This is a genomic window from Streptomyces sp. NPDC008121 (assembly GCF_042957155.1).
Lineage (GTDB): Bacteria > Actinomycetota > Actinomycetes > Streptomycetales > Streptomycetaceae > Streptomyces.
This window is the reverse complement of sequence record NZ_JBIBHT010000002.1, coordinates 557,737-583,867: the sequence shown is the minus strand read 5'-3', so window position 1 is coordinate 583,867 and position 26,131 is coordinate 557,737. Positions and strand designations below refer to the sequence as shown.

The window sequence follows — 26,131 nt, the reverse complement described above, 5'->3', positions numbered from 1 at the left end:
GACCCCGCCCGGTGGTTCACACGTCGGTGGGAGGGAGCACCGCCACACGCGCGCTCCCCGGAAGAGGGCCCGGGCTGTCGGCGCCCGTCCACCCCGAGCCGCGCCCTGCCGCCCCGTCAGGCCAGCTGCCTCCGGACCAGCCCGTGCAGGAACCCGCCCGGCGTGGCCAGCAGCGCGGCGGGCGTGCCCTGTTCCACGATCCGGCCCTCCGCCATGACGAGCACCCGGTCGGCGTCCATGACCGTGGACAGCCGGTGCGCGATGACGAGGCGGCTGGACTCGAGACCGCGGGTGCTCTCGATCACGGTGCGTTGCGTCTCGTTGTCCAGCGCGCTCGTCGCCTCGTCGAAGAACAGGATCCGGGGGCGCCGGACGAGGGCCTGAGCGATCATCAGCCGTTGCCGCTGACCGCCCGAGACGGCGCCGCCGCCCGCGATGAGGGTGTGCAGCCCCATCGGCATCCGCTGGATGTCCTCGGCGAGACCCGCCATCGCCGCCGCCTCCCACACCTCCTCCTGCGTGAACGACTCCGCCCCGCAGATGCAGTCCAGGATCGAGCCGGTCAGCGGCTGCGCGTTCTGCAGGACCACCCCGCACTGCCGGCGCACGGCGGCCTGGTCGAGCGCGGCCAGGTCCTGCCCGTCGTACAACACGCTGCCGGAGGTCGGCCGGTCGAAACCGATGAGCAGGCGCAGCAGCGTCGACTTCCCGCAGCCGCTGGGCCCGACGATCGCCACGAACTCGCCCGGCTTCACCTCCAGGGACACGTCGTCGAGCACCAGCGGGCCGTCGTCCGCGTAGCGGAAGGACAGCCGGCGCGCCTCGATCGCCCCGGACAGCGTGCCGGGCTGCGCGCCGGCGCCGCGCACCTCCGGTTCCTCGTCCAGCAGCGGCTTGACCTGCTCGAAGAGCGGGGTCACGGCAGCGGCCGACACCATCGCCCCGGTGACCTGGGTGACGGAGGTCAGCAGCATCGTCAGAGCGGTGCTGAACGTCAGGAACGCGCCGGCCGACATGCTGCCCCGCGCCGGGCCCGCGAGCAGCATGAACATGATGAGCGAGCAGAGCGGCAGGCAGACGGCGTCGAGCACCGTCGTCAGGTTCCGGACGCGGCCGGCCCGCTGCTGGAGCTCCCGGGAGCGGGCGAACTCGCGCGCCCAGGCCGCGTACGCGAAGCTCTCCGCCGCCGCGACCCGCAGCTTGGGCAGACCGCGCAGGGTCTGGTACGCCTGGTTGTTCAGCTTGTTGCCGAGCTCGACGAGCTGCCGCTGCCAGCGCAACTGCCACAGACCCATCCCGAGGAACACCGCCCCCACGACGAACAGCATCGCGACCGCGACCAGCGCGAGCGGCACGCTGTAGCAGAACAGCAGGACGAGGTTCATCACACCGACCGTCCCGGCCTGCACGACCACCGGGCCGATGCCCGTCAGCACCCGGCGGATGGCGCTGATGCCCATCGCCGCGCTCGCCAGTTCGCCGGTGGACCGCTCGGCGAAGAAGGAGGTCGGCAGCCGCAGCAGCCGGTCCCAGACAGCGGGCTGCAGGATGCTCTCCACCCGACCCTCCAGGCGGAGGATGGTCAGGTTCTGCAGCAGCGTGAACGCCGCCGTGACCACGCTGGTGACCATGAGGGCGACCGAGACCTGGACGATGAGCCCGCTCTCGGCCTTCGGCACGTACTCGCCGAGCACCCGGCCGGTGGCGATCGGCACCAGCGCGCCGAGGCCCACCGTCACCAGACCGGCGAGCAGCAGGTTCCGCAGGTCCGTCCGGGTGCCGCGCATGCTGAAGCGGAGCAGCCGCCAGGGCGTCATCGGACGGTCGGGCAGGGGCCGGTAGAACATGACCGCCCGCGGCTCGAAGGCGTCGGCGTTCTCCCGGTCGACGCGCTGACGCCGGCCGGTGGACGCGTTGACCGCCTCGTACCGTCCGCGTCGCCACAGCAGCGCGACCGGCGCCCCCGACGAGGCGCGATGCCCCACCAGGGGGCCGCTGTCCGTGCGCCACCACTCACCGTCGAGCCGGACGGCGCGCGTACGGATCCGGGCCGCCGACGCGATCCGCTCGACCGGGGTGACGCGCTCGTTCGCGGCCGCGCCCCTCGGGGGATCGCCCAGAGTGATCCCGGACTCGGCGGCGACCAGCCGGCAGACCGCGTACACCGCCTCGTCGGCCGCCCCCGAGCCGCCACCGGAGCCCGCTCCCGCGCCGGTGCCGGCCGCCGCGGCTCCACGCCGTGCCCGTTCCGGCCTGCCGATCGAGGCCAGCAACGCCTCGTCCGCGCGGGCCCGGACGGCCGCGCCGGCCTTGATGCCCTCGGCCGTCCTGTCCTCGTGGGCGCGTTCGAGGCTCTCGATCCAGCGGTCCACGGCGGAGAGCAGCCGGTGCTGCTGGTTCACCATGCCCTGCCACATCGCACCGTCCACCAGCAGGTCGGCCGCCGTCTCCGCCCCGCAGGACGCGCCGTACCGGACGCTGCCCGGCTCGACCGACATCCACAGGACGTCGTCGTCGGCCATGGTCTCCTCGCCCGCCGGGCGCCCGTCGAGAGGCGCCTCGAACAGCACGCCCAGGCCGCGGCCCATCCCGAGGGCGAAGGCGTGCTCCAGCGGGGTCGGCGGGACGCCGTAGGGCGCGTACGGGTGGTGCTCCCCGTACGGCCCGTGCTCCCCGTGGGCGCCGTACCCGCCCGAGTCGTACCCGCTGAACCCGCCGTGACCGTCGTACCCGCCCTGGCCGCCGTACCCGCCGTACCCGCTGTCGTACGTCCCCTCCGCCTCCGGCCGGTACAGCTCCCGCAGGGCGATCCGCCGCATCAGGCAGTCCTGCGACGGCCTGCCCAGCAGGGTGTGCTGCGGTCCGTCCACCGGGCCCAGCAGCAGGCTCCCCGCCTCCAGGCGGCCGAGGAAGTGCCACTGCCCCTGCTGGACGGGGTCGACGGCGAACAGGTCCAGGGCCCCGACCGTCACCAGCCAGAGCACCTGAGGGCCCTCCAGCGGGAGCGTCCTGTGGCCGGCGCAGTCGACGAAGGTGCCGAGACCGCCCAGGGCGTGGATCACCGCATCCGTACCCTCGGACTCCCCGGCGCCGTCGAACCCGACGGTCCGCTGCTGGTGCGGGAAGGTCACCTCAGTGCTCCCTGACCAGCTCGGCGTACGGCCCTCCGGCCGCCACCAGCTCCTCGTGCCGGCCCCGTTCGACGACCTGGCCGTGGTCGAGCACCAGGATCTCGTCGCTGTCGCGGACCGTGCTCAGCCGGTGGGCGATGACGACGCACGCGCAGCCGCGCCGCCGCAGGTTGTCGATGATGACGCGTTCCGTCTCCGCGTCCAGGGCGCTCGTGACCTCGTCGAGGACGAGGATGCTGGGCCGCCGCACCAGCGCCCGGGCGATCTCCAGCCGCTGCCGTTGCCCGCCGGAGAAGTTGCGCCCGTCCTGCTCGACCCGGCTGTGGATGCCCTCCGGGCGCCGCGCGATCACGTCGTACAGCGCCGCGTCCTTCAGGGCGGTGACGACCGCCTCGTCCGGGATCGACGGGTCCCACAGCGCCACGTTGTCGCGGACCGTGCCCTCGAAGAGGAAGACGTCCTGGTCGACGAAGGAGACCGAGGCCGCCAGCGCGCCGCGGGGGATGTCCTCCAGGCGGCGGTCGTCGATGCGGATGGTTCCCTCCCACGGGCTGTAGAGGCCGGAGATCAGCCGCGAGACGGTGGACTTGCCGCTGCCCGAGCCGCCGACGAGCGCGATCTGCTGCCCCGGGCCCACGGTCAGCGAGAAGCCGGTCAGGAGCGGTTTGTCGAGCGGGCTGTACCCGAAGGTGATGTTCTCCAGCTCCACGTGACCCCGGAGCCGGCGCGTGCCGGTCCCCGTCTCGCGGCCCCAGTAGACGGAGTCGACCGGGAAGTTCTCGACGTCCTTCAGCCGGGCCACGTCGGCGGCGAAGTCCTGGATCCTGCCCGCCACGCCGTTGAGCCTGGTGATCGGCGCGGTGAAGCGGGTCACGAGCGCCTGGAAGGCGACGAGCAGACCGATCGAGATATGGCCCTCCACCGCCCGGAGGCCGCCGATCCACAGGATCAGGGCGCTGTTCAGGGTGGCGAGCGTGGGCGCGACGACGGCGAGGACCGAACTCGGCACGCCCAGGCGCTGCTGCACCTCCAGGGTGGTGGCGTGCTGACCCGCCCAGCGACGGAAGAAACCGTTCTCGCCGCCGGTCGCCTTCATCGTCTCGATGAGCTGCAGCCCGGTGTACGAGGTGGTGGTCAGCCGGGCGTTGTCGGCGCGCAGCTTCTGGGTGTCGTTGGCGCGCAGTCGGATCACGATCCGCATGGCGACCACGTTGAGGAGCGCGATGAGCACCCCGATGACGGTGAGCTGGGGGTCGTAGGTCCACAGCAGGACGGCGTAGAGGACGACCACCACCCCGTCCACGCCCGCGGCGGCGAGGTCCCTGGCCAGGGTCTCGGCGACGGCGTCGTTGGACTGGAGGCGCTGGACGAGGTCGGCGGGGCTGCGCTGGGAGAAGAAGGTGACCGGCAGCCGCATCAGATGGCGCAGGAACCGGGCGCTGCCCAGGGTGGAGGAGATGATGCGCCCGCGCAGCAGGTTCGCCTGCTGAAGTCCCGTCAGGACGGCGGTGAGGGCCACGAGCGTGGCCATCGACGCGAAGAGGGGGCCGAGGAGGGAGGTCCGCCCGCCGACCAGGAAGAGATCGATGTACGTACGGCTCAGTGCGGGCAGCGCGGCACCGACGGCGACGAGCAGGAGGGAGGCGAGCAGCGTCGCCAGGAGGGTGCCCGTGGTGCCGCGCAGCCGGGCCGGCAGGGCGCGCAGGATCCCCGGTTTGCGGCCCCCGGGGCGGAAGGCGGCGGTCGGCTCGAAGACCAGCGCGACGCCCGTGAAGCTGGTGTCGAAGTCCTCCGCCGGCACGAAGCGGCGGCCCTTGCCGGGGTCGTTGATGTGCACGCCGCGCCGCCGTCGCAGGCCGCGCCCCATGCCGTCGTACACGACGTAGTGGTTGAACTCCCAGAAGAGGATGGCGGGCGGCCGTACTCCGGCCAGCGCGGACGGCTCCATCTGCATGCCCTTGGCCTGCAGGCCGTATCCGCGCGCCGCCTTCAGGACGTTGCTGGCCCGGGAGCCGTCACGGGACACCCCGCAGGCGATCCGCAGCTCCTCCAGCGGCACGTGCCGGCCGTAGTGGGCGAGCACCATGGCGAGCGCCGCGGCGCCGCACTCGACGGCCTCCATCTGGAGGACCGTGGGGGTGCGCACGGCCTTCTGCCGCTTCGCCCCGGCCTTCGGCGTTCCCGCCCCGCCCGCTCGTCGCGAGGAGCGGGCGGCTCGTGCGGACCGGGCGGGCGCCCCGCGCTGGGCGCGCCGCCCGCCGGGCGTCCCCTGCGGGGGCGCGCCGCTCCGGCGCCGGCCCGCCGGGGGGAGCTGCTGCTGGGGGGTGGTCATGGGAGCAGCCAATCGATCGGGTGCTGTTCGGCGAGGTGCACGGCGCCGCCGGCCGGCGTCATCGACGAGAGCCGGAACGGCGGGCCTCCGGCGGACGACCAGGCGAGACCGGAGGCGGTGTCCGGTGCGGTGAGGAGGCGTACGAGGACGGGTACGGGCCTGCCCTGCCCCGCGAGTTGCTCGCCCAGCTGGGCACTGCCCAGGAAGGCGGCGATCTGCTGGGCGGACTGCGCGGTGCGGCCGACGGACTTCACGCGGCCGCGCAGCACTCCGTACTGCCCGGAGGCCACCGACTGGACGGTCAGGTCGACGGCCGCGCCGACGGGGACGGTCGAGCCGCTGTCGGCCGGTACGTACACCACGGCCATGAGGGGGTCGTCCGGGCGGGCGACGCGCTCGACCGCCGCCACGTCGGCCCCGACGGTGACCACGGAGCCGATCCCGGTGGCGAGGGCCGTCACCCGGCCGGCGGCGAGGCTGCGGACGACGACGCCGGTGCCCTGCGGGGTGCGGACCTTCAGCAGGGGCGCGTCGGCGGGGACCCGCGCGCCCTCCGCGGCGAGGACGTCGGTGACCTGGCCGGCGACGGGGCTCTGCAGGACGTAACTGCCCTGAGCGTGGGTCAGGATGCCGGGGGCGTCGACGGTCGTGGAGACGCTGCCGGTGACCGCCCAGACGCTCGCCGCGATCATGACGACGACGGTGACGGTGAGAACGAGCCAGCCCTGGGGGCGGGCGAAGCGGACCGGCAGGTCGATCTCGTCGCCCGACTGCAGCTTGGAAAGGGCTTGTTGGCGGAACTGCACGACACTCTTCCCTCAACTGCGATGGTGCTGCCGTTCGTTGCTGTTCGTCGCCGCTCGGAACCGGTCGCCCGGCGGCGGTGACGCGGCGTATGCCCCGGATCCTGGGCGGATCCGGGGCATACGGCGAAGCGGGCGTCCGAGGATCAGACGCCGGCGATCGAGGAGGTCGCGATGCCCGTGATCGGCGCGGTGTTCAGACCGGTCGCACCCTCGACGGTGCCGACGACGGTGCCGACCAGGGGGGCGACGGCCGGGGCGAGGCCGTCCAGGGCGATGGTCGAGTTGGCGACCACGCCGCCGAGGAGACCGCCGGACACGTTGTCCAGGTCCGCGTCGGAGATTTCCTGGGTCTCGACCTGGGGGACGAAGTTCATGAGGTGGGTTTCCCTTCACATGGGGACGTATCGAAACGGCCGCGGAGGTCATTGCCGGATCGGTGGCGCCGATCCGGAGGGGAAACTTCCGCGATGTGCTGGATCAAAGCACGTCAGCCTGACGGCCAGCCAATCGAACGATGGCCTCAACCTGCGTAAATGTGTTCCGAATTGCCGTGGCGTGCATGCCCGTCCATCAGTCGGTGGCACCTTCTTCACGAGATCGCCCGACTCCATCGTCACCGGTGACCTGCGACAGGGCTCCGGAATGCGACATTCCGGATCACCTGGACCGAGAGCCGTCCGCGCGGCCCGCTTTCGGAGCGGGGCGTCGGCAGAAGATGTGTTCCCTGCGTATTCGGTGTGCAGATCGGGCGACCGCCGCGGGACGTCGCTTTTCTACCCGGAATCACCGGAGTTCCCGCAGTTGCGGGACTTGCCGGAGTTCCGTGCCGTCGCGGGGAGCCGTCGCGGGGAAAGGAACCACCGGCCGCGGAACGAGCAGCCGATACGAAATGAGGCCGGTGAACGGGGTTACGGATAGGTCCGTACGTCGTCGTTGTACTCCCGGGCCCGCTCCCGCACCAGCTCGGGCAGGGTCCCCGACGCCAGGTCCGCGAGCGTCGTCCCCTCCAGGACATGGCGCAGGCTGGCGCGCACGGCCCGCCACACGTCCGGCATCGGCGCCGCCGCGCCCTGGTACTCCAGACCCGTCAACTTCAGGTCCCGCACGCTGACGAGGGGACCGTCCATCGCGCGGATCACATCGGCGAGGGTGACCTCCTCGGGAGGCCGGGCGAGCACATAGCCGCCCTCGGGCCCCCGCACGCTCCGCACCAGCCGCGCCTGCCGCAGCTCGCTGAGGACGACGAAGAGGAAGCGGACCGGGATGTCCTGCCGGCCGGCGATGTCCTCCGCCTTCAGCGGCCGGTCCGTCGAGCAGGCCAGCTCCGCCATGGCCCGGACCGCGTAGTCCGTTCTTGCTGAGATCCTCACCGACTCAATGTCTCACGCCTGGCGCGAAATCGATCCGGCTCCTCCGATGGCGCACGGCGGCCTTGTCACTGCACATTGTTCATCGACATAGTGAACTTCCCAGCCCCGCCCGCAGCCGGAGGTACTTGTGGTGTCCGCTGAACCGCGCTCGCGATCCACCGTCGCCGTCGTCGGAGCAGGCGCGGCCGGGGCGCTCGTCGCCGTCCAGCTGTGCGAGACCGCCGCGCGCCGGCGCATCCCGCTCGACCTGGTCCTGATCGACCCGGCGGCGGAGGCGGGCCGCGGCACGGCCTACGCCACCGACGTGCCCGAACACCGGCTCAACGTGCCGGTCGGCGGGATGAGCTGCTACCCCGACGACCCCGGCCACTTCCAGCGCTGGCTCTGTCACCACGGCGAACCCACCGTCACCCACGGCGACTTCGCCTCCCGCTACCGCTTCGGCTCCTACCTCGCCGACACCCTCGGCCGCGCCATCATCACGGCGCACGGCACGGTCGCCGTACGCCGTCTGCGGACGCGGGCCACGAGCTGCGCCGACACGGCCGACGGGCGCCTCGTCCTGCGATGTGACGACGGTGCGACGCTGACGGCCGACAGCGTCGTCCTCGCCACCGGGCCCGCCGCCGGCGGGGCGGGCTGGGCACCCGCCGAACTGCGCGCCTCCGACCGGTTCCTCGCGCACCCCTGGGCACCGGGCGCCCTCGACGCGGTGGGGGAGCGGGACGACGTCCTGCTGGTCGGCACCGGACTGACCGCCATCGACCTCGCCCTCGTCCTCGACCGCCCCGGCCGTACCGTCCACGCCCTGTCCCGCACCGGCCTGCTGCCCCAGCCGCACGCCGTCTCCCCCCTGCCGCCGCTCCCGCCGCCCCCGGACCTCGACGGCATGCCCCTCCGCCTGCTCCGTACGGCCGTACGCCGGCATCTGGCCTCGGCGTTCCGCGACCACGGCGACTGGCGACCGGCCCTCGACGGGCTGCGCCCGCGTATCGCCGCCCTGTGGCAGGGCCTGTCCGAGGACGACAAGGCCGCCTTCCTCGGCCGCGACGCCACCCGGTGGAACGTCCACCGGCACCGGATGGCTCCCGTCACCGCCGAGACGGTCGCCCGCGCCCGCTCCGCCCGGCGCCTGCGGGTGCGGGCCGGCCGGATCGTGTCCGCCGCGCCCCGCGAGGACGGCCGGCTGACCGTGACCTTGGCCGACGGACAGGACCTCACCGTCGGGTGGGTGGTGGACTGCACGGGCCCCGGACTCCGGCTCGACGCGGCCGCCGACCCGCTGTGGGGCGGGCTCCTCGCGGCCGGGCTCGCCGTGCCGGGACCGCTGGGCATCGGCGTCGCCACCGACGCGGGCCGGCTCCGCGACACCGAAGGGGAGACCGGGCGGGCGCTCTTCACCCTGGGCGCGCCCCGCCGCGGCGAGCTGTGGGAGACGACCGCGATCCCGGAGATCCGTACCCAGGCCAGGGACGTCGCCGAAGCGGTCCTCGCCCCCCTCACCCCCGCCCCGCGCGCCAACCGGCGGCGCCCCACCGACCAGTTCGGCCTCCCCCTCACCACCCACGCGGCAGCGGCGGCGTCCTTCCGCACCGGACTCGCCCGGGTCGTCACCGTACGGGCCAAGGCCGCCGAGGCGTTCACCCGCGCCACCGAACTCGACCCCGGGTTCGCCCTCGCCCACGCCTCCCTCGCGCTGCTGGGGCACGAGTGCGGAGCGGAGGTGGACGTCGCCCGCCGGCTCGCCGACTCCCAACGCGGCGTGCGGGAGCGGGGCGACGAGCGGGAACGCTCCTTCGTCGACGTCGTGACCCGCCGGATCGAGGCGGGGCAGGGCCCGGACGCGGCGGACCGGGGCCGGCGGGCCTCGGACGGGGACACGGCCCTCATCGACCATCTCGACCGGTTCCCCGGGGACGCACTCGCGCTGAGCATCGCGGTCCCCACCATCGCCTTCTCCGGCATCGGCGACCTCGACGGCTCGCTGGCCCGGCGGCTGGTGGACCGCACCGCGCCCGTCTACGACGGCCACTGGTTCCACACGTCGCTCCTCGCCTTCCTCCGCCAGGAGGAAGGGCACATCGACGAGGCGGGCGCCCTCGCCCGGGTCGCCCTGGCCGCGGAACCCGCCTCCGGCCACGCGGTCCACGCCCTCGCCCACGTCCACTACGAGTCCGGCGACCACCGGACCGGCCGCGACTGGCTGGACGACTGGATCGGCGGCCAGGGGCGGGGCGCCGTCCACCGGGCGCACTTCTCCTGGCACGTGGCCCTGCACGAACTCGCCCTCGACGACGCCGCCGCGGTCCGCCGACGCTGGTTCGCCCAGCTCGCCCCGTGTCGGGTCAACGGCGTACGCGCCCTCGTCGACTCGGGGTCCCTGCTGTGGCGGGCCCGGATGTCCCGGAGCTGGTCGGGCCGCATGCCCGTTGACGGGGTCCTCGACGCGGTCGCCGTCGACCTGGTCGAGCGGCCGGCGACGGCGTTCACGGCGCTGCACAGCGCCGTCGCCCTCACCGCGGCCGGTGACCTTCCGGCGCTCAGGCGGCTGCGGAGGCACGCGGCCCAGGCCGACGCCGTCCAGCGGGAGGTCGTGGAGCCGCTGTGCCGGGCGCTGGAGGCCGTCCTGGAGGAGCAGTGGCCGACGGCGGTGCGCGTCCTGCGCGAGCTGCTGCCGTCGCTGCGCCGGGTGGGCGGGAGCGCCGCACAGCGCGAGGTGGTGGAGGAGACGCTGCTGTACGCCCTGATGGAGGCGGGCCACAGCGACGCCGCCCGCCACCTCCTCCAGGAGCGCCTCGACCGCCGTTCCTCGCCGCTGGACAGCCGCCGCCTGGCGGACCTGCCGGGGTGAGAGCCGCGGGGCGGCCGGGGGCAGCCGTGCGGCCGCCCCCGGCCCGGCTCGCCGGCCGGACGGTGGGAGCCGCCGCGGCGAGACGCCGGACCACCACGGTCCGATCGCTCCTACGGAAGGGCCGTCAGGTGCCGAACGCGCGGGTGACCTCCGCCAGGTCGTAGCCGTACAACTCGCGTTCGCAGAGGGCGCACGTGCTGGGCGCGTGCTCGCTCAGGGACCACAGCGTCGGGGCGAGACCGTCGCCGCGCCCGTGCGCCAGGTACAGGTCCTCGGGCCCGATCGAGGACCACAGCGCCGTCGGGTTCCCGACGAGCCTGCTCGTCCCGTCGACCGTCTCCGGGACGGCCTGGAGCAGCCGGCCGTGATCCGTGCCGTTGCCGCGGTGGAAGTACCAGGTGCCTTCGTACCGCGTGACGCCCTGGATCTTCTGCCACAACGCCTCCCCGCCCAGCGTCGGGCCGGTCGGCAGGCCGTACGCGAGGTCCGCGTCCGCGACCGTACCGGCCGCGCCCCCGACCGCCGCGGTCAGCGACGCCATCGGGTACGCGCCGACCCGGCCGGGGCTGGTGCCCCCGTCGGTGCTGCAGTACTCGCCGAGGAGGAGGTGGTCCGCGCCGGTGCGGTCGAGGGAGACGTACGACGCCTTGGGGCGGGCGGTGGCATAGCACTGGTACGCGTCGGTGGGGCCGGAAGGAGGGGGCGCGGTGAAGTTCAGGGTGGCCACCTGGGGCATCACGTACCGGTAGCCGAAGCCGTACCAGACGCGGCCCAGGCGTCCCACCCGCTTCGGGTCCCGGGCGTTGCTCACCAGGCCGTCGGGCGTCGGGTCGTCGACGGAGGGGTCGCCATCGGGGTCGAGGTCGAGGATCGTGCGCAGGTCGAACACGCGCAGCCCGTTCGCGGTGTCGGCGACGTACAGATGGTTGCCGTACCAGACCATGCCGCCGGCGTGGGTGCCGTTCTGTGCCTTGCAGTCCTCCGTGACGGTGTTCGTGCACATGCCCTCGCGCGCGTGGAGGGCGTCGAAGGTGATGCGGCCGGCGGTGTCCGCGTACGGCCAGACCAGGAGGACGTGCCGGTACTTCCGGGTGACCCGGTGGAAGAAGCTGACGCGGACGCCCTTCTCCTCGCAGGCGACGGAGGCGGCGGCCAGGGCGCAGTTGCCACGGCCCCAGACGTAGTCGCTGCGGCCCGGGTTCTCCGCGTCGTAGGAGCCGACGACGAGCGGATCGGCGTCGGAGGTGCCCCAGTCCTCGTCCTCCTGCGCGTCGGAGACACCCGTGAGGGACTGCGGGATCCACTCGGAGGAGGCGGCGTCCTCGGCGTCCCAGCAGACGCGGTGCCGGGGCGCGAGGTCGGGGCCGTAGATCCCGGTGGTGCCGCAGGCGCTCTCCCAGCCGGCCTCCCGGTCGGCCCGCTGCATCAGCGCGCTGAGCCCCTGCTTCGGCAGCGCGGCCGCCAGACGGTCCACGAGAGCCGTGAGCGACGGCCCCGCCTCCAGCCGGAAGTCGCCGGGCCGCCCGGGCAGGGGCTCCGCGAGCGCCCGCGCCGACGCTCCGGCCGCCGCCGTGGACGCGGCCGCCGCCGCGCGCGTACCGGCGGCGGGGACGGTCCCGGAGAGCAGCGCCCCGGCGAGCGCGGCTCCGACGGCCAGCCGGACGAGGCGCGGCCGTAGTGTCATGGGGAGGCCTTTCGTGGGGGATCGCGCCCTGAACGCGCCGCGCAGCCGACAACTGATGGGCCATCAGCCAGGGCGGGCCTCACACGTTAACAAGCCGACCAGCGCATACGGCGGCCCGAAACGGGTCGTGTCATCGGCGGAGGATGTCTTCGAGACGTGGGGCCGGCCGGCGCGGCCCGAGGTGCTTCCCTCCGGCCGGGCCGGACCGCCGGCGACTCGACGGGGACGGCGCCGGGGGTGGCCGGCCCTGGAACCGCGGGCCGCCTCCCCTTGCCGGAGGGCCGTCGCCGAGCGGCCACGCGCGCGTGGATGGATCCTGGAAGGGAAGGGGGCGGCGCGGGCCGGTGTGCGCCGTCCGAGTCGCGAGGAGGCGGACCATGTCACGGCACTTCGAGTGGAAGGTCGGACTGGAACTGGTCGAGGAGGGCGGCAGGACCAAGGCCGAGGCATACCTGGACACCGGTACGTCGCACCTCACGGGCCGGGGCAGCGCGCGGTGCAACCCGGCCGATGTGGACGTGCCGGCGATCGGCGACGAGCTCGCCGCGAGCCGCGCGATGAAGGACCTGGCCGGCCAGCTGATGCGGGAGGCCAACCGCGAGATGGAGGCGGCGGGCGCGGGCACGGTCCCGCAGCACACCGGCCCCGGCTACGGCTGGCCCGAAGCGGTCTCCTGACGCGCGGCCGCGGGCTTCAGCCGCGTCCCAGGGCCCGGGGCGGTGCGGACGGTGGCGAGGGGCCGGGCGGGCGTCCCGGCCGGGCGGCGGCGCCCGTCGGCGGCGTGTGCGCCGTGAAGCGGGGAGGGCCGGGGCCCGTCCCGGCGAGGCGCCGGAGATCCGCGTCCCTCGGTCCCGCCTCGCCTACGCCCCGGCCGCCGCACCCTCGGCGGCCTCGTCGTCGCCCCCGCTCCCGCCCTCACCCTCGTCCTCGTACGCGAGACGGTCCACGACCTCCACCACCCCGTCCACGTCCTCGCAGAGCCGCAGGAAGGCCGGCGCGAGGCTCTTGTTCGGCAGGGTGCCGGTGAGGGTCACCCGACCCTCCTCCACGTCGATGTGGAGCGCGGCCGGCGAGAGCCGGAGGATGCGCGTGACGACATCCTCGAGGATCTCCTCCTGGATCGCCCGGTCCCGCCGGAGGAAGAGCTGCAGCAGGTCGCTGCGGCTGAGCACGCCGATGAGCCGACCGTCCGCGTCCACCACCGGCAGGCGCTTGACCCGGTGCCGCTCCATGACCCGCGCCGCCTCGACCGCCGCCCACGAGGGCCGTGCCACCACGACCGGGCTGGTCATCATGGCCTCGGCCGTACTGGGGCCGTCCTTCGTGGTGTGCCGACGCAGCAGGTCCGCTTCCGACACGACCCCGATCGGCCGGTTCGCCTCGTCGACCACCGGCACCGCGGTGATGCCGTACTCGTCGAGAAGCCGCGCGATCTCCTTGAACGGCGTCCCGGGCTGCACCGCCACCGCGGTCGGCGTCATCAGATCCGCGACACTGCGGTGCCTCATGGTCGGTCCGTCCCTTCTCCGCTCCTGCGCCCATGATCCCTCACGCGGACGCGGATGGCGGACGCCCCGGATCCGTTTGAGCCCGCTCGCTCGGCGGGGCGGGGCGCGAGACGCTCCAGAGGCGGCGCGGAGGAAGCGCGGCAGGCCGGCGGCGGGGTGGCCCCACCGCCGGCCAGGGGCCGGTCCGAACGAAAGGCCCTAGTTGAACGGGTCGAGGGTCACGTACGCCTGCTGCGGGTTGCCGTCGTGCACCAGCGACTCGTGCGCGCCGACATCGTCGAAGGCGAAGCCGTAGGCCTTGCCGTCCACCATCTGCGCGTGGATCTTGCGCGAGTAGTGGTTGGTCACCGCGTCCCGGTAGAAGCCGGCGGACGAGGTGTCCGGCTGGTTCGGGTTGGTCAGGAGGGTGGAGCGGTTGTAACCGGCACAGAGCGTACGGGAGATGGGGCCGCGCACCATGTCGTTGGGGGCGTCGAGCAGCTTGTAGCAGCCGAAGACGCTGTCGGAGTCCGGCTTCTGGAAGGAGGTGACGAGCGCGCCGGAGCCGTTGGTGAAGTTCATGACGTTGCCCGAGACCCGCCCGAAGTACTTCACCGAGGGCTGGTTCGCGAAGGGCGTCACCGTCAGGGTGGACGTGGCGTACTTGCTCCAGACGCGGTTGATGTAGTCGTTCATGACGCCGGCGGGCAGCGCACCTGCCTCGATGCCGTGTCCGGGCGCCAGTGCGCGCAGGACCGTGCCGTCGGCGCGGGTGTGGACGAGGTTCGCCCAGCCACCGGGCTGGCCGCGCAGCGCGTCGAAGAAGCCCCGGTACCCACCCGGCTTGAGGCGGCCCGTGGTCGCGACGCTGCCGTCGGGGCGCTTGACGCCGACGGCGTACGGCGCGGAGACCATGTCGACCTGGGTGCTGTTGAGCCACAGGCCGGAGTCGTTGAGCGTGTACTCCGACCAGTTGAAGAGGATATTCCGGTTCGGGTCACTCGGGTTCTGGACGGCGGGCTGGACCAGGCCGCCGGTCGCGAGCTTGAAGACGAGCTTCTGTCCGTAGCTGAAGTAGATCCGTCCCGAGAACTTCGGCAGCCGGATCGTCATGGACCCGCCGTTCCCGGGTCCCGCGATGGCGGCGTCGGGGGCGGGCACGGGGACGGAACCACCGGCCGGCCAGGGGTGGAAGGTGCCGTTCGCGTCGGCCCAGCCCTGACGGCCGGTGGAGAGCTCGGTGCCGAGGTTGTAGACGTAGACCGGCTCGCTGCGGCCGGAGTTGTTCGTGAAGGTGAGCGGGATCGTGGCGGGGACGGCGGCGGCCTGGACGGTGGGCGAGGGGCCGGCGACGGTGACGGCGGTGCCGATCAGCGCGGCGGCGGCGAGGGGGGCGAGCAGGCTGAGCCTGCGGCGGCGGCGAGAGCGCACGTGGGGCTCCTCGGGAGTGGGGGGGATCCATGGGGACGGCGCTGTTCGGCGCGTCGACCGCGTCACCGCAGGGGTGGCTCGGGCGACCCGCGAACGCGTCTTGAGAGCGCTCTCAGAATGGTGAGCGTGAGGTGAGCCTGTCAATGGTTGCGGCGCTCCCCGCGCGTCCTTAAGGCCCCGCTAAGGTCCCGCCAGGGCCTCCCGGGTCGTCCCCTCCAAGCTCCGGCGCCGTCCCGCGCGTCACCCGTACGGCGCCTACGGGCAGGGCCAGGCGCCGCGTTCGTGCAGCTGGAGGACGAGCGCCGCGATGTTCCAGGCGTCGTCCTCACCGCTGTGGTGCCGCCCCTCCAAGGGCAACCCGGCGAACTCCAGGGCCTGGGCCATGCCCGGCCGCCTCGGGAGTCCGTTCGCCTCGGTGAACACCGCCTTGGCGTTGGTGTGCCGCCGACCGAAGGGGTACTCCGTACCGCTCACTCGGCACTGGTGGGTGAACTGGTGACGGTCGTAGTCGCCCCAACTCGCCCACGGCCGCGCCCCGGCGGCGTGCTCGGAGGCGAGAAGGCGGCACGCGGCGGCGAAGTCCAGGCCGGTGTCCACCTCGTCCTGGGTGAGCCCGGTCAGTTCGGTGCAGAACGGACTCACCGTCGAGCGGGCGGGCCTGACCAGGACGCGGTGCCGGCCGACCCGCTCGCCCGCCTCCAGATCGACGACGGTGAGACCGATCTCGATGATCTCGCTCACCGCTCCGGGGGGCCGCTTGCCCTCCCAGCAGGTCGCCTCGACGTCGACGACGTTCACCAGCCTTCCAAGACCTCCGTGACGGGCCCCTCCGTGCAGCTCTCCGTGATCCATCCGCCGAGGGTAGAGAGCCGGTGCCCGGTGCCGCACGCGGATTACGTCCCCGCGGCAAGGGGCCGGCCGGGGTGGGACCCCGGCGCGGGGCGCCCGGTTCCGGCCCGCCGCGCGTCACGCCCCTTCGAGGTCCACGCGGTCGTGGCGCGGGTTCCGGCCTGGCGCGCGTCACGCCCCTTCGAGGTCCACGCGGTCGTCCGGGTCGAGGTCCAGGACCTCGCGGAGCGCCGCGACCGCGTGGGCCCGGTGGTCGTGGAGCCACCGCAGGGCGGCGTCCGTGTCGCCGTGCCGCACCGCCGAGATGACCGCCCGGTGCTCGCGGACGGCTCGTTCCCGGTTGGCGATCTCGGTGTAGTAGAGCGAACGGTACGCGTCAGTGGCGTCCCACAGGGTCGCGATCAGCCGGATCAGCCGGGGCATCCCGGACGCCTCGACCAGCGTGAAGTGGAAGCGGCGGTTGGCCGCGGCCATCTCCGTCACGTCCCCGGCGTCGGCGGCCCGTTCCACCTCGTGCTGGATCCGTTCGAGCGTGGCGGTCAGGCCGTCCTCGGCCCGGGCGACGGCGAGCCGGACGGCCTCGGTCTCCAGCAGCTCCCGGATGCGGTAGATCTCCTCCAGGTCGGCGAGCGAGAGTTCGGCGACGAAGTAGCCGCGGTGGACGTGGTGCACGACGAGGCCCTCGGCCTCCAGGGTCTTCAGGGCCTCGCGCAACGGGACCCGGCTCACGTCGAGCCGGGCGGCCAGCGCGTCCTGGCGGATCTGGCCGCCCGGCCGCAGTTCGCCGCTGGTGATGGCGCGCCGCAGTTCCGCCAGGACGAACTGCTGGGCGGTCGGCGGCCGCCGCTTCTGTACCGCGCTGCTCATCGCCTGTGCCTTCCTTCGATCGCTTACCGGCGGACCCGCGCTGCCGGTGCCGTACATCTTCCTATGAAGTACGCGGGGGCGGCCCCAGCCCCAGCTCCGTGAGCAGGGCGTCGGTGTGCTCGCCGAGGCGCGGGGGAGGGCCGTGGTAGGCGGCCGGGGTGGCGTCGAGCGCGATGGGATGGGCGACCTGGCCAGGCCCCGCGAGGTCGGCCGGGACGCGCGGCCCCAGGCCGAGGCGGTCGGCGAGCGCGAACGCCTCGGCCAGATCGTTGATCGGGCCGCAGGGCACCCCGGCCGCCGTCAACTCCTCGCACCACTCCTCGGCCGCCCGCCCGGCGAGCGGGCCCGCCAACGCCTCGACCAGCTCCTCGCGGTGGGCGACCCGGTCGGAGTTGGTGACGAACCGCGGGTCGTCGGCGAGGCCGGGCGTGCCGAGCCGTTCGCACAGCGTCCGGAACTGCCGGTCGTTGCCCACGGCGAGCACCAGCGGCCGGTCCCGCGCCGCGAAGACCTCGTACGGAGCGATGCTCGGGTGCCGGTTGCCCATGGCCCGCGGCACCACGCCGGCGCCGAGGAAGGCCGCCGACTGGTTGGTGAGGGCGGAGAGGAGCGAGCCGAGGAGCGAGACCTCCACGCGCTGACCCTCGCCGGTACGCTCCCGGTGGCGCAGCGCCGCGAGGATGCCGAGGCCCGCGTGGAGGCCGGTGATGACGTCGACCAGCGCGACGCCCGCCTTCGTACCCGGACCGCCGGGCTCGCCCGTGACGCTCATCAGCCCGCCCATGGCCTGCACCAGCAGGTCGTAACCGGGCAGGTGCGCGCCCTCGGCGGAGCCGAAGCCGGTCACCGAGCAGTAGACGAGGCCGGGGTTGGACGCCCGTACCTCCTCGTGGCCGAGGCCCAGCTTCTCCATCGTGCCGGGGCGGAAGTTCTCGACCAGGACATCGGCGCGGCCGACGATGGCCCGGGCCGTCGCCAGGTCGTCGGGGCTCGTCAGATCGAGGGCGACGGAGCGCTTGTTCCGGTTCACCCCGAGGAAGTACGTCGCCTCGCCGTCGGCGAAGGGCGGGCCCCACGCCCGGGTGTCGTCCCCGGAGCCCGGGCGCTCGATCTTGATCACATCGGCGCCGAGGTCGGCCAGGAGCATCGTCATGTACGGCCCGGCGAGCACCCGGCCGAAGTCGGCGACGACGATGCCGGACAGGGCGCCGCCCGGCGTCGGTGCCCCGGGCTCCCCGGGCGTCGTCCCTGGTCGATCTGCGCACATGCCGCTCTCCTCCGCCCGGTGATCGGATCCAGGCGAACGTACGCAGCGGAGAAGGGATATTCAATACTGGATCCAAAATCCGATATCCGGCTAGGCTTCGCCACGCCGTGTTGCCGCAGCCGCCTGGAGGCCGTCCGTGAAGTCGCCCGCCGCGTCGAAGTCCGCACCCGTCCACCCCTTCGATCTGCTCGCCGTCGACGGTCTGTTGACCGACGAGGAGCGCGAGATCCGCGGGACCGTCCGAGCCATGGCGGACCGCGAGCTGCGCCCCCACGTCGCCGAGTGGTTCGAGCGGGGTGCCGTCCCGGCCCGGGAACTGGCCCGCGAGCTGGGCGGCGTCGGGGTGCTCGGGATGCACCTGGAGGGTTACGGCTGCGCGGGCACCGGCTCCGTCGCGTACGGCCTCGCCTGCCTGGAGCTGGAGGCCGTCGACTCGGGCCTGCGCAGCCTGGTGTCCGTGCAGGGCTCGCTGGCGATGTACGCGATCTGGAAGTACGGCTCCGAGGAGCAGAAGCAGCGGTGGCTGCCCGGCATGGCGGCGGGGGAGTACATCGGCTGCTTCGGGCTCACCGAGCCGGACGCCGGTTCGGACCCCGGTGCGATGCGGACGCACGCCAAGCGCGACGGCGGGGACTGGATCCTCAACGGCACCAAGATGTGGATCACCAACGGTTCGGTCGCCGACGTCGCCGTCGTCTGGGCCCGGACCGACGACGGCGTGCGCGGCTTCCTGGTGCCGTCCGGCACGCCCGGGTTCAGCGCCCCGGAGATCAAGCGGAAGCTGTCGCTGCGCGCGAGCGTGACCAGCGAGCTGGTCCTCCAGGACGTGCGGCTGCCGGCCGACGCGATGCTCCCGGACGCCCGCGGCCTGTCCGGCCCGCTCGGCTGCCTCAACGAAGCCCGCTTCGGCATCGTCTTCGGGGCCCTCGGCGCGGCCCGCGACTGCCTGGAGACGGCGATCTCCTACGCGGGCGACCGCATCGTCTTCGAACGGTCCCTCGCCTCCTACCAGCTCACGCAGCAGAAGCTCGCCGACATGGCCCTCGAACTCGGCAAGGGCATGCTGCTGGCGCTGCACCTCGGACGGCTCAAGGACGCGGGGCGGCTCACCCCGGAGCAGGTGAGCGTCGGCAAGCTGAACAACGTACGGGAGGCGATCGCGATCGCCCGCGAGTGCCGCACGATCCTCGGCGCCAACGGCATCACCCTGGAGTATCCGGTGATGCGCCACGCGAACAACCTCGAGTCGGTGCTCACCTACGAGGGCACCAGCGAGGTGCACGCACTCGTCGTCGGCAAGGCGCTCACGGGCGAGGGCGCCTTCCGCTGACCGCCGGTCCACCCCCTCCGGCGCGGGCCGGCCTCCCTCAGCCGGCGGTCACCTTGGCGAGGAACGCGTCCAGGTTGGTCATCATCCGGTCGATCCGCTCCTCCGCACCCAGGGACTCCTCCTGACGGCCCGCCCGGAGCTTGGGCTGCCGCTTGCCGCGGACGTACAGGGAACAGGCCAGGTCGGCGCAGACGTAGATGCCGACCGTGTTCCCCTCGCGTCCGCGGCTGCCCGCCAGCGGGGCGGCCAGCAGGGTGACCCCCGAGGAGGCGTGACCCGTCAGGCAGACCTGGCACAGGCTGGACTTCACCGCGCTGCTCCGGCTCGTGGCCGGCACGCGCAGGGAGATGCCGAGCGGGCCGTCCTCGCGGGGCACGACCACATGGGCGCGCAGCGGCGCACCGGGGTCCACCCAGCCGAGGAAATCGAGGTCCTGCCAGGGAAGTTCGGCGAAGTCGAGAGGCAGTCGGAGCCGGCTCGCCTCGCCCTTCGTACAGTTCACGAAGGACGCACGGATCTGTCGGTCGGTAAGAGGTTCCACTCGTTGGACCGTACACGGACCTCCGGAGCCCGGCACCCGAATTTCGGACCGACACGGACGGTGAACCGGTGCCGGTGCCGGTGCCGGTGCCGGGGGCCTGGGCCTGCGCCGGAGCCGAGCCCGCGTCAGGTCGAAGCCGAGGCCGGGGCCGAAGCCCGCGTCAGGTCGAAGCCGGGGCCTGCGCCGAAGCCGAGCCCGCGTCAGGTCGAAGCGGGAAGCCAGGGCCGAAGCAGCCCGGGAGGCCGGCCCGCCGCCCCGGCCCCGGCTCGGGGCGGGTGTCCGTCCGCTGTGCCGAACGCGCGCGCCCGCAAGCGGTCCGACGGCGCCGGTACTAGCGTGAGCCGGGTGAGCAGTCACCTCGCTCGATCCTGGGCGGAGGCCCTGGCCGCGGTGCTGGCAGGGTTCCTCGCGATGGCCGTCATGGCCGCACTCGGCCTGTGGACCGCCGGAGCCGCCGACCTGCCAGGGGGTTTCGTCCCCCTCGTCGCCGCGGTCGTCGTCATGGCGGCCGGAGGCGAGGTCGACCTCTCCGGTGACGCCGGCGCCCTCGCCGGCACCGACGCCGCACTGACCGCGATGCCGCTCACCGTCACGCTCGTGGGCGCCCTGGTCGCCGGGGCCTGCTTCCTGCGTCCCCTGCGCGGGCCCACCGTCCACCGCACCGGCGACATCCTCGCCCGGGCGGGAGGGGTCGTCCTGCTCTGGCTCGCCGTGCTCGCGGGACTGTCCGCCCTCGCCCGGCACGACTTCCCCATCTCCCTCGGCGGCGAGGAGCAGGGTGACCCCTTGGCCGATCTCTTCGGCGAACTCCTCGACGTGGTCGAGCCCACCGTCGGATTCCGCGCCGACCTCGGACCGACCCTCGGTTTCGGGCTGCTGTGGATCCTCGGCGTGCTCCTCATCGCCCTGCTGGTGTCGCGCCGCGTCGGGCTCCCGCCGGGGGCGGCCCGCTACCACGCGGTCGTCCACCCTGTCGCCTCCGCGATGCTCCTGCTGATCCTGGCGTACGTCGTGCTCGGCCTGGGCATCGGCCTCGTCGTGGCCGGCACGAAGGGCCACCCGGCCGACACCTTCGCCGTCCTGCTGCTCGGTCTGCCCAACGTCGCGTGGCTCGGCCTGGGCGTCGGCATCGGAGGATCCTGGGAGGGCAGGGCCGACGGGCCGTTCGGCCTGCCGATGCCGCCGATCCTCGACGCGGTGCTGCGGGCACCGGAAGGCGACGACCTCTCGACGGTCGACCTCTCCTCGCTGACCTCGTACGACTCACGGGCCTGGTGGCTGCTTCCCGTCGCCGCCGTCCTGCTCCTCGCGGTGGCCTTCGTCGCCGCCGTCCGCTCGCCCGCCCGGGTCCGCCTCTGGCAGCACGCGCTGTACCTCGCGATCGCCTTCGCGCTCACCATGCTGGTGGTCGCACCGGTCACCCTCGTCGACGCACGGCTGGGGCTCTCCGTCATCGGGATCGGCGACATCGGCGCCCTCGGCGGCGAGGTCCTGCTCCGTCCGCACGTCTGGAAGACGGCCGGCCTCGCCTTCCTGTGGGGCCTGGTCGCCGGCCTCATCGGCGGCCTGCTCGCCGCCCGCGTCCCCCGCTCCGACGCGACCGACGCCGAGGCCCCCGCCCCACGGTGACGAGTCACTAGCCAGACCGGCCAGACCGGCCACACGGGTCGGACCGGCCAGGGTCGGACGGTCGCGGCGGAGTCCGCGGCGGGGCGGGAGCCGGCGGCCCGGGTGCCGGTACGGGCGGTGGTACGGGCGTCGGGTGCGGCGCGGGGGACGGCGGTGCGGGAGGGGGCACGGGCTCCGAGGCCCGTACGCGGGGCCCGGCCGCGTCCGTGCGTACGGCCGCCCGCGGCGCCCCGCCGACCGCGAGGATCACCTCGGACACGACGGGTGCGGCGGGTGCGACGGGCCGCTCTCCCATGCCGGAATTTTACCGTCCGAAGCCGATCCGCGCCGGTGAGAGGGGCCGGTATCGTGGGTGGCCCGCTCGACCGAGGGTGGATCGGGGCCGATCGTGGACGAAGGGGGCCGAGCCGTGCCGAAGGGTGTCACCAAGCGCCGGCCGCGTACGCGCGCGGCCCTGCTCAAGGCGGCGCTCGAGACGTTCGCCGAGCACGGCTTCCACGCCGCGTCCATCGAGCAGATCTGCGAACGCGCCGGCTACACCCGAGGGGCTTACTACTCCAACTTCGCGAGCAAGGAAGAACTCTTCCTCGCCCTCTTCGACGAGCACAGCGAGCGGATCGTGCGCCGCCTCGCCGAGGCGGTCGACTCGCTCACCGCCGAGGAGTACACGCTGGAGCGGCTGGCCGACCTCGCCTCCCGCGTCGACCCCGACGAGCGGGACTGGTACCTGGTCACCACCGAGTTCACCCTGCACGCCATCCGCGACCGGCAGGCGGCCTGGGTCCTCGCCCGCCACGACGCGCGGCTCCGCGCGGAGATCGCCCGCGGGCTGCGGACCGTACTGCACCGGGCGGGACGCGAACTGACCGTGGACGCCGACCGGTTCGCGCGCGTCCTGATCGCCCTGCGCGAGGGTGGACTGGCCCAGAGCTATGTGGAGCCGGACGAGCTGCCCCCGGGAAGCCTCGAACGCGACTTCCTGGCCCGCCTCCTAGAGGCGTCCACCCGCCCCCTGAACCCCTCGGACCACGGGACTGGCCAGCCCCGCCCCTGACACCGCCCCTGACGCCGGCCCGACGGCGGTCCCGGCGCTTGCGGCGGTCAGCCGAAGAGGTCCGGGTCCGAGGCCGTGATGCCCGGCAGGAGCGTTCCACGCCTCGGCGACCCGTTCTGTCTTGCGCAAGGGGAGGGGTGCTGGCTACGTTCCTCCGAACGCCCCTAGAAAGCGCTTACTCACCGGGAGCCCGCCTCGTGCCGACATCGGACATCCTCATCTACACCCGTACGGCGGGCTACCGCCACGACTCCATCCCGGCGGGCGCGGCCGCCCTCGCCGCACTGGCCGGCGCGGCGGGCCACGCCACCGAGACGACGGAGGACCCGACGGCGTTCAGGCCCCACCGGCTGGGCCGGTGCGCGGCGGTGATCTTCCTGTCGACGACGGGGGCGGTGCTCGATCCTGAGGGCCGTACGGCCTTCGAGGCGTACGTCAGGGGCGGCGGGGGCTTCCTCGCAATCCACGCGGCGGCCAACGCCGAACCGGACTGGCCCTTCTACGGCGACCTACTCGGCACCCGCTTCGCCGGCCACCCGGAGATCCAGCCGGGCGTCGTCCGCGTGGGAGCCCCCGACCACCCCGCCACGGCCGGGCTGCCGGCCCGGTGGGCGTGGACCGACGAGTGGTACGACTTCACGTCCAACCCCCGGGGGACGGGCGTACGCGTCCTGGCGACGGCCGACGAATCCACCTACGAGGGCGGCACCCTGGGCCCGGACCACCCCCTGGTCTGGTGCCGGGAGGTGGACCGCGGCCGCGTCCTTTTCACCGCCCTGGGCCATGCGGCCGAGGCGTACGAGGACACCGCCTTCCGCGCCCATCTCGGGGGAGCGCTGGCATGGGTGACCGGAGCGACGTCCTGACGGCGTGAACGGACGGTGCGCCCGGAGCCCTTGCCCCCGGCCCACCGTCACCCCCGCGTACCGCCTCCGATTGCGCCGCGGGCCCCGGCGCGGGAGGGTTCCCTGGGAGCCTGCAGGAGGAGACGACATGGGTATCGCCACCGTGAATCCGGCGACCGGCGAGACGCTGCGCACGTACGACACCCACGGGGACGAGGAGATCGAGCGGCGCGTTGCGGCCGCGCACGACACCTTCCGGCACTACCGCACCACCTCCTTCGCCGAGCGCGCCCGGCTGATGCGCCACGCCGCCGATCTGCTCGACGAGGACGCGGAGGACGTCGCCCGCACAATGACCACCGAGATGGGCAAGCCGATCGCCGCGGCCCGGGCCGAGGCGGCCAAGTGCGCCAAGGCCATGCGCTGGTACGCCGATCACGCCGAGGAGCTGCTCGCCGACGAGCACCCCGCCGAGGCCGACGTCCGCGACTCCGGGGCCGACACCGCCCGCGTCCACTACCGGCCGCTCGGCACCATCCTCGCCGTCATGCCCTGGAACTTCCCGCTCTGGCAGGTCATCCGGTTCGCCGCGCCCGCGCTGATGGCCGGCAACACCGGTCTCCTGAAGCACGCCTCCAACGTCCCCAGGACCGCCCTCTACCTCGGTGACCTCTTCCGCCGCGCCGGGTTCCCGGAGGGCTGCTTCCAGACGCTCCTCATCGGGTCCGGCGCCGTGGAGGCCGTCCTCCGGGACCGCCGGGTCGCCGCGGCCACGCTGACCGGCAGCGAGCCGGCCGGCCGCTCGGTCGCCGCGATCGCCGGCGACGAGGTGAAGAAGACCGTCCTGGAGCTCGGCGGCAGCGACCCGTACATCGTGATGCCCTCGGCCGACCTTCCCCGGGCGGTGAAGACGGCCGTCACCGCGCGCGTGCAGAACAACGGCCAGTCCTGTATCGCCGCCAAGCGCTTCATCGTCCACCAGGACGTCTACGACGACTTCGCCGAGCGCTTCACCGCTGCGATGAGCGCCCTGACCGTCGGCGACCCCCTCGACGAGTCCACCGACGTGGGCCCCCTCGCCACCGAGCAGGGCCGTGCCGACCTGGAGGAGCTGGTCGACGACGCCGTGGGGAAGGGCGCCACGGTCCTGTGCGGCGGCGGCCGCCCGGAGGACCGGCCGCGCGGCTGGTTCTACCGGCCGACCGTGCTCACCGGCATCACGCCCGCGATGCGCATCCATCAGGAGGAGACCTTCGGCCCGGTCGCCACCCTCTATCCGGTGACCGACATCGAGGAGGCCGTCGCCGTCGCCAACGACTCGCCGTTCGGCCTGAGTTCGAATGTGTGGACCCGCGACGACGAGGACATCGCCTTCTTCGTACGCGACCTCCAGGCCGGCGGGGTCTTCGTCAACGGCATGACCGCTTCCCACCCGGCGCTCCCCTTCGGCGGCATCAAGCGCTCCGGGTACGGTCGCGAGCTCGCGGGCCACGGCATCCGTGAGTTCTGCAACGCGACGACGATCTGGCAGCGCGGCTGAGGGGCGGGGGAGGGGCGGGCGGCTGCCCGCGCGCGACCGCGCGCCTCCGCGTCCGGCCTCCCGCTCGCCCTCCCTCGCTCAGCCTTCGCGCGTCCAGGCCAGCAGTTCGTCCGCCGACCAGGTGTTGATCACGCGCTCCACCGGCACCTCGCACTCCTCCGCCCGCGCGCACCCGTAGATCTGCCATTCCAGCTGCCCGGGCGCGTGGGCGTCGGTGTCGACGGCGAAGTACACGCCCGCCTCCACCGCTTGGCGCAGCAGTCGGCGAGGCGGGTCGAGGCGTTCCGGGCGGCTGTTGATCTCCACGGCCGTGCCCGCCTCGGCGCAGGCGGCGAAGATCCGCTCGGCGTCGAACTCCGACTCGGGGCGCTGCCGTCCGCCGCTCACCAGCCGTCCCGTGCAGTGGCCGAGGACGTCCATCAGCGGATTGCGTACGGCCTTCTCCATCCTCCGCGTCATCGCCGCCGCGTTCATCCGCAGCTTGGAGTGAACGGAGGCGACCACCAGGTCGAGGCGTTCGAGCAGCTCCGGCTCCTGGTCCAGGGAGCCGTCCTCCAGGATGTCGCACTCGATCCCGGTCAACAGCCGGAACGGCGCCCACCCCTTGTTCAGCTCGGCCACCACGTCCAGCTGTTCGCGCAGCCGATCCGGCGACAGGCCCCGGGCGACCGTGAGCCGGGGGGAGTGGTCGGTCAGGACGGCCCACTCGTGGCCGATCGCCGCCGCCGTACGCCCCATGTCCTCGATCGTGCTGCCGCCGTCCGACCAGTCGGAGTGCAGATGGCAGTCGCCGCGCAGCGCCGCCCGGAGCGTCTCGCCGCCCTCGGCGCGCGGCACGTCGATCTCCTCCTCCAAGCGGGCCAGGTAGGCGGGCACCCGGCCCGCCAACGCCTCGCGTACCACCGCCGCGGTCTTCGGGCCGATGCCCTTGACCGACTCCAGCGTTCCGCCGGCGGCGCGGCTCTCCAGCTCGCCGTCGGCCATCGCGGCGACGGCCGCCGACGCGGTACGGAACGCGCGTACGCGGTAGGTCGGCGCCTGCGAGCGCTCAAGCAGAAAGGCGATGCGGTCCAGCGCCGCCACCGGATCCATGTGCGACTCCCTTCCGTGACTCCTG

Annotated in this window: 20 protein-coding genes; 7 read left to right on the top strand and 13 right to left on the bottom strand. The window is 73.5% G+C overall.

Annotation, left to right across the window (positions count from 1 at the left end; genetic code table 11):
• Positions 1-116 precede the first annotated feature (116 nt).
• The 5 genes from ACFZBD_RS08130 to ACFZBD_RS08110 all read right to left on the bottom strand — a co-directional run bounded on the left by ACFZBD_RS08130 (position 117) and on the right by ACFZBD_RS08110 (position 7,639).
• Positions 117-3,131 (bottom strand): NHLP bacteriocin export ABC transporter permease/ATPase subunit, encoded by a 3,015-nt coding sequence (locus ACFZBD_RS08130; protein WP_391137402.1) that lies wholly within the window; start codon positions 3,129-3,131, stop codon positions 117-119.
• A gap of 1 nt (position 3,132) precedes the next feature.
• Complete coding sequence (locus ACFZBD_RS08125) at positions 3,133-5,463, bottom strand: NHLP family bacteriocin export ABC transporter peptidase/permease/ATPase subunit (RefSeq protein WP_391137399.1); 2,331 nt, start codon at positions 5,461-5,463, stop codon at positions 3,133-3,135.
• Positions 5,460-6,269 carry an HlyD family efflux transporter periplasmic adaptor subunit gene (locus ACFZBD_RS08120; RefSeq protein ID WP_391137397.1) on the bottom strand — a complete coding sequence of 270 codons (810 nt, stop codon included), beginning with the start codon at positions 6,267-6,269 and terminating at the stop codon, positions 5,460-5,462. Before ACFZBD_RS08120 ends, ACFZBD_RS08125 begins: the two co-directional genes overlap by 4 nt.
• Before the next feature lie 143 nt (positions 6,270-6,412).
• Positions 6,413-6,643 (bottom strand): type A2 lantipeptide, encoded by a 231-nt coding sequence (locus ACFZBD_RS08115; protein WP_391137394.1) that lies wholly within the window; start codon positions 6,641-6,643, stop codon positions 6,413-6,415.
• Positions 6,644-7,177: 534 nt separating this feature from the next.
• Positions 7,178-7,639 (bottom strand): Rrf2 family transcriptional regulator, encoded by a 462-nt coding sequence (locus ACFZBD_RS08110; protein ID WP_391137391.1) that lies wholly within the window; start codon positions 7,637-7,639, stop codon positions 7,178-7,180.
• A 127-nt stretch (positions 7,640-7,766) separates the two neighbouring features.
• Here ACFZBD_RS08110 and ACFZBD_RS08105 point away from each other — a divergent pair, with 127 nt between their 5' ends.
• Positions 7,767-10,490 carry an FAD/NAD(P)-binding protein gene (locus tag ACFZBD_RS08105; RefSeq protein ID WP_391137388.1) on the top strand — a complete coding sequence of 908 codons (2,724 nt, stop codon included), beginning with the start codon at positions 7,767-7,769 and terminating at the stop codon, positions 10,488-10,490.
• Between the two features lie 124 nt (positions 10,491-10,614).
• On the opposite strand, the gene ACFZBD_RS08100 is transcribed toward ACFZBD_RS08105, so the two are convergent.
• Positions 10,615-12,174 (bottom strand): hypothetical protein, encoded by a 1,560-nt coding sequence (locus ACFZBD_RS08100; protein WP_391137385.1) that lies wholly within the window; start codon positions 12,172-12,174, stop codon positions 10,615-10,617.
• 377 nt (positions 12,175-12,551) lie between these two features.
• On the opposite strand from ACFZBD_RS08100, the gene ACFZBD_RS08095 reads away from it, so the two are divergent.
• Positions 12,552-12,851 (top strand): dsRBD fold-containing protein, encoded by a 300-nt coding sequence (locus ACFZBD_RS08095; RefSeq protein WP_391137382.1) that lies wholly within the window; start codon positions 12,552-12,554, stop codon positions 12,849-12,851.
• 183 nt (positions 12,852-13,034) lie between these two features.
• Here the strand turns inward: ACFZBD_RS08095 and ACFZBD_RS08090 are convergent, their stop codons facing one another.
• The 5 genes from ACFZBD_RS08090 to ACFZBD_RS08070 all read right to left on the bottom strand — a co-directional run bounded on the left by ACFZBD_RS08090 (position 13,035) and on the right by ACFZBD_RS08070 (position 18,075).
• Positions 13,035-13,682 carry a CBS domain-containing protein gene (locus tag ACFZBD_RS08090; RefSeq protein ID WP_391137379.1) on the bottom strand — a complete coding sequence of 216 codons (648 nt, stop codon included), beginning with the start codon at positions 13,680-13,682 and terminating at the stop codon, positions 13,035-13,037.
• Positions 13,683-13,880: 198 nt separating this feature from the next.
• A complete protein-coding gene (locus ACFZBD_RS08085) occupies positions 13,881-15,092 on the bottom strand; it encodes a beta-1,3-glucanase family protein (RefSeq protein WP_391137376.1) in 1,212 nt (403 codons plus the stop codon).
• 255 nt (positions 15,093-15,347) lie between these two features.
• A complete protein-coding gene (locus ACFZBD_RS08080; protein ID WP_391137373.1) occupies positions 15,348-15,944 on the bottom strand; it encodes an exonuclease domain-containing protein in 597 nt (198 codons plus the stop codon).
• Positions 15,945-16,112: 168 nt separating this feature from the next.
• Positions 16,113-16,808 carry an FCD domain-containing protein gene (locus tag ACFZBD_RS08075; RefSeq protein ID WP_391137369.1) on the bottom strand — a complete coding sequence of 232 codons (696 nt, stop codon included), beginning with the start codon at positions 16,806-16,808 and terminating at the stop codon, positions 16,113-16,115.
• Between the two features lie 61 nt (positions 16,809-16,869).
• Positions 16,870-18,075: a CoA transferase gene (locus ACFZBD_RS08070; protein WP_391137366.1), complete on the bottom strand. Its 1,206-nt coding sequence runs from the start codon at positions 18,073-18,075 to the stop codon at positions 16,870-16,872.
• 136 nt (positions 18,076-18,211) lie between these two features.
• Here ACFZBD_RS08070 and ACFZBD_RS08065 point away from each other — a divergent pair, with 136 nt between their 5' ends.
• Positions 18,212-19,405: an acyl-CoA dehydrogenase family protein gene (locus tag ACFZBD_RS08065; protein ID WP_391137363.1), complete on the top strand. Its 1,194-nt coding sequence runs from the start codon at positions 18,212-18,214 to the stop codon at positions 19,403-19,405.
• 37 nt (positions 19,406-19,442) lie between these two features.
• Here ACFZBD_RS08065 and ACFZBD_RS08060 read toward each other — a convergent pair whose 3' ends face one another.
• Complete coding sequence (locus ACFZBD_RS08060; protein WP_391137360.1) at positions 19,443-19,946, bottom strand: FBP domain-containing protein; 504 nt, start codon at positions 19,944-19,946, stop codon at positions 19,443-19,445.
• Positions 19,947-20,291: 345 nt separating this feature from the next.
• Between ACFZBD_RS08060 and ACFZBD_RS08055 the strand changes: the two genes are divergently transcribed.
• From ACFZBD_RS08055 to ACFZBD_RS08040, 4 genes are all read left to right on the top strand, one after another.
• Positions 20,292-21,575, top strand: coding sequence for a streptophobe family protein (locus tag ACFZBD_RS08055; RefSeq protein ID WP_391137357.1), 1,284 nt, complete (start codon positions 20,292-20,294; stop codon positions 21,573-21,575).
• 409 nt (positions 21,576-21,984) lie between these two features.
• Positions 21,985-22,629: a TetR family transcriptional regulator gene (locus ACFZBD_RS08050; protein WP_391137354.1), complete on the top strand. Its 645-nt coding sequence runs from the start codon at positions 21,985-21,987 to the stop codon at positions 22,627-22,629.
• 197 nt (positions 22,630-22,826) lie between these two features.
• The gene (locus ACFZBD_RS08045) at positions 22,827-23,495 is read left to right on the top strand and encodes a ThuA domain-containing protein (protein WP_391137350.1); all 669 of its coding nucleotides are present in this window, start codon (positions 22,827-22,829) and stop codon (positions 23,493-23,495) included.
• Between the two features lie 127 nt (positions 23,496-23,622).
• The gene (locus ACFZBD_RS08040; protein ID WP_391137348.1) at positions 23,623-25,014 is read left to right on the top strand and encodes an NADP-dependent succinic semialdehyde dehydrogenase; all 1,392 of its coding nucleotides are present in this window, start codon (positions 23,623-23,625) and stop codon (positions 25,012-25,014) included.
• A 78-nt stretch (positions 25,015-25,092) separates the two neighbouring features.
• Here ACFZBD_RS08040 and ACFZBD_RS08035 read toward each other — a convergent pair whose 3' ends face one another.
• Positions 25,093-26,106 (bottom strand): PHP domain-containing protein, encoded by a 1,014-nt coding sequence (locus tag ACFZBD_RS08035; RefSeq protein WP_391137345.1) that lies wholly within the window; start codon positions 26,104-26,106, stop codon positions 25,093-25,095.
• Positions 26,107-26,131: the final 25 nt, after the last annotated feature.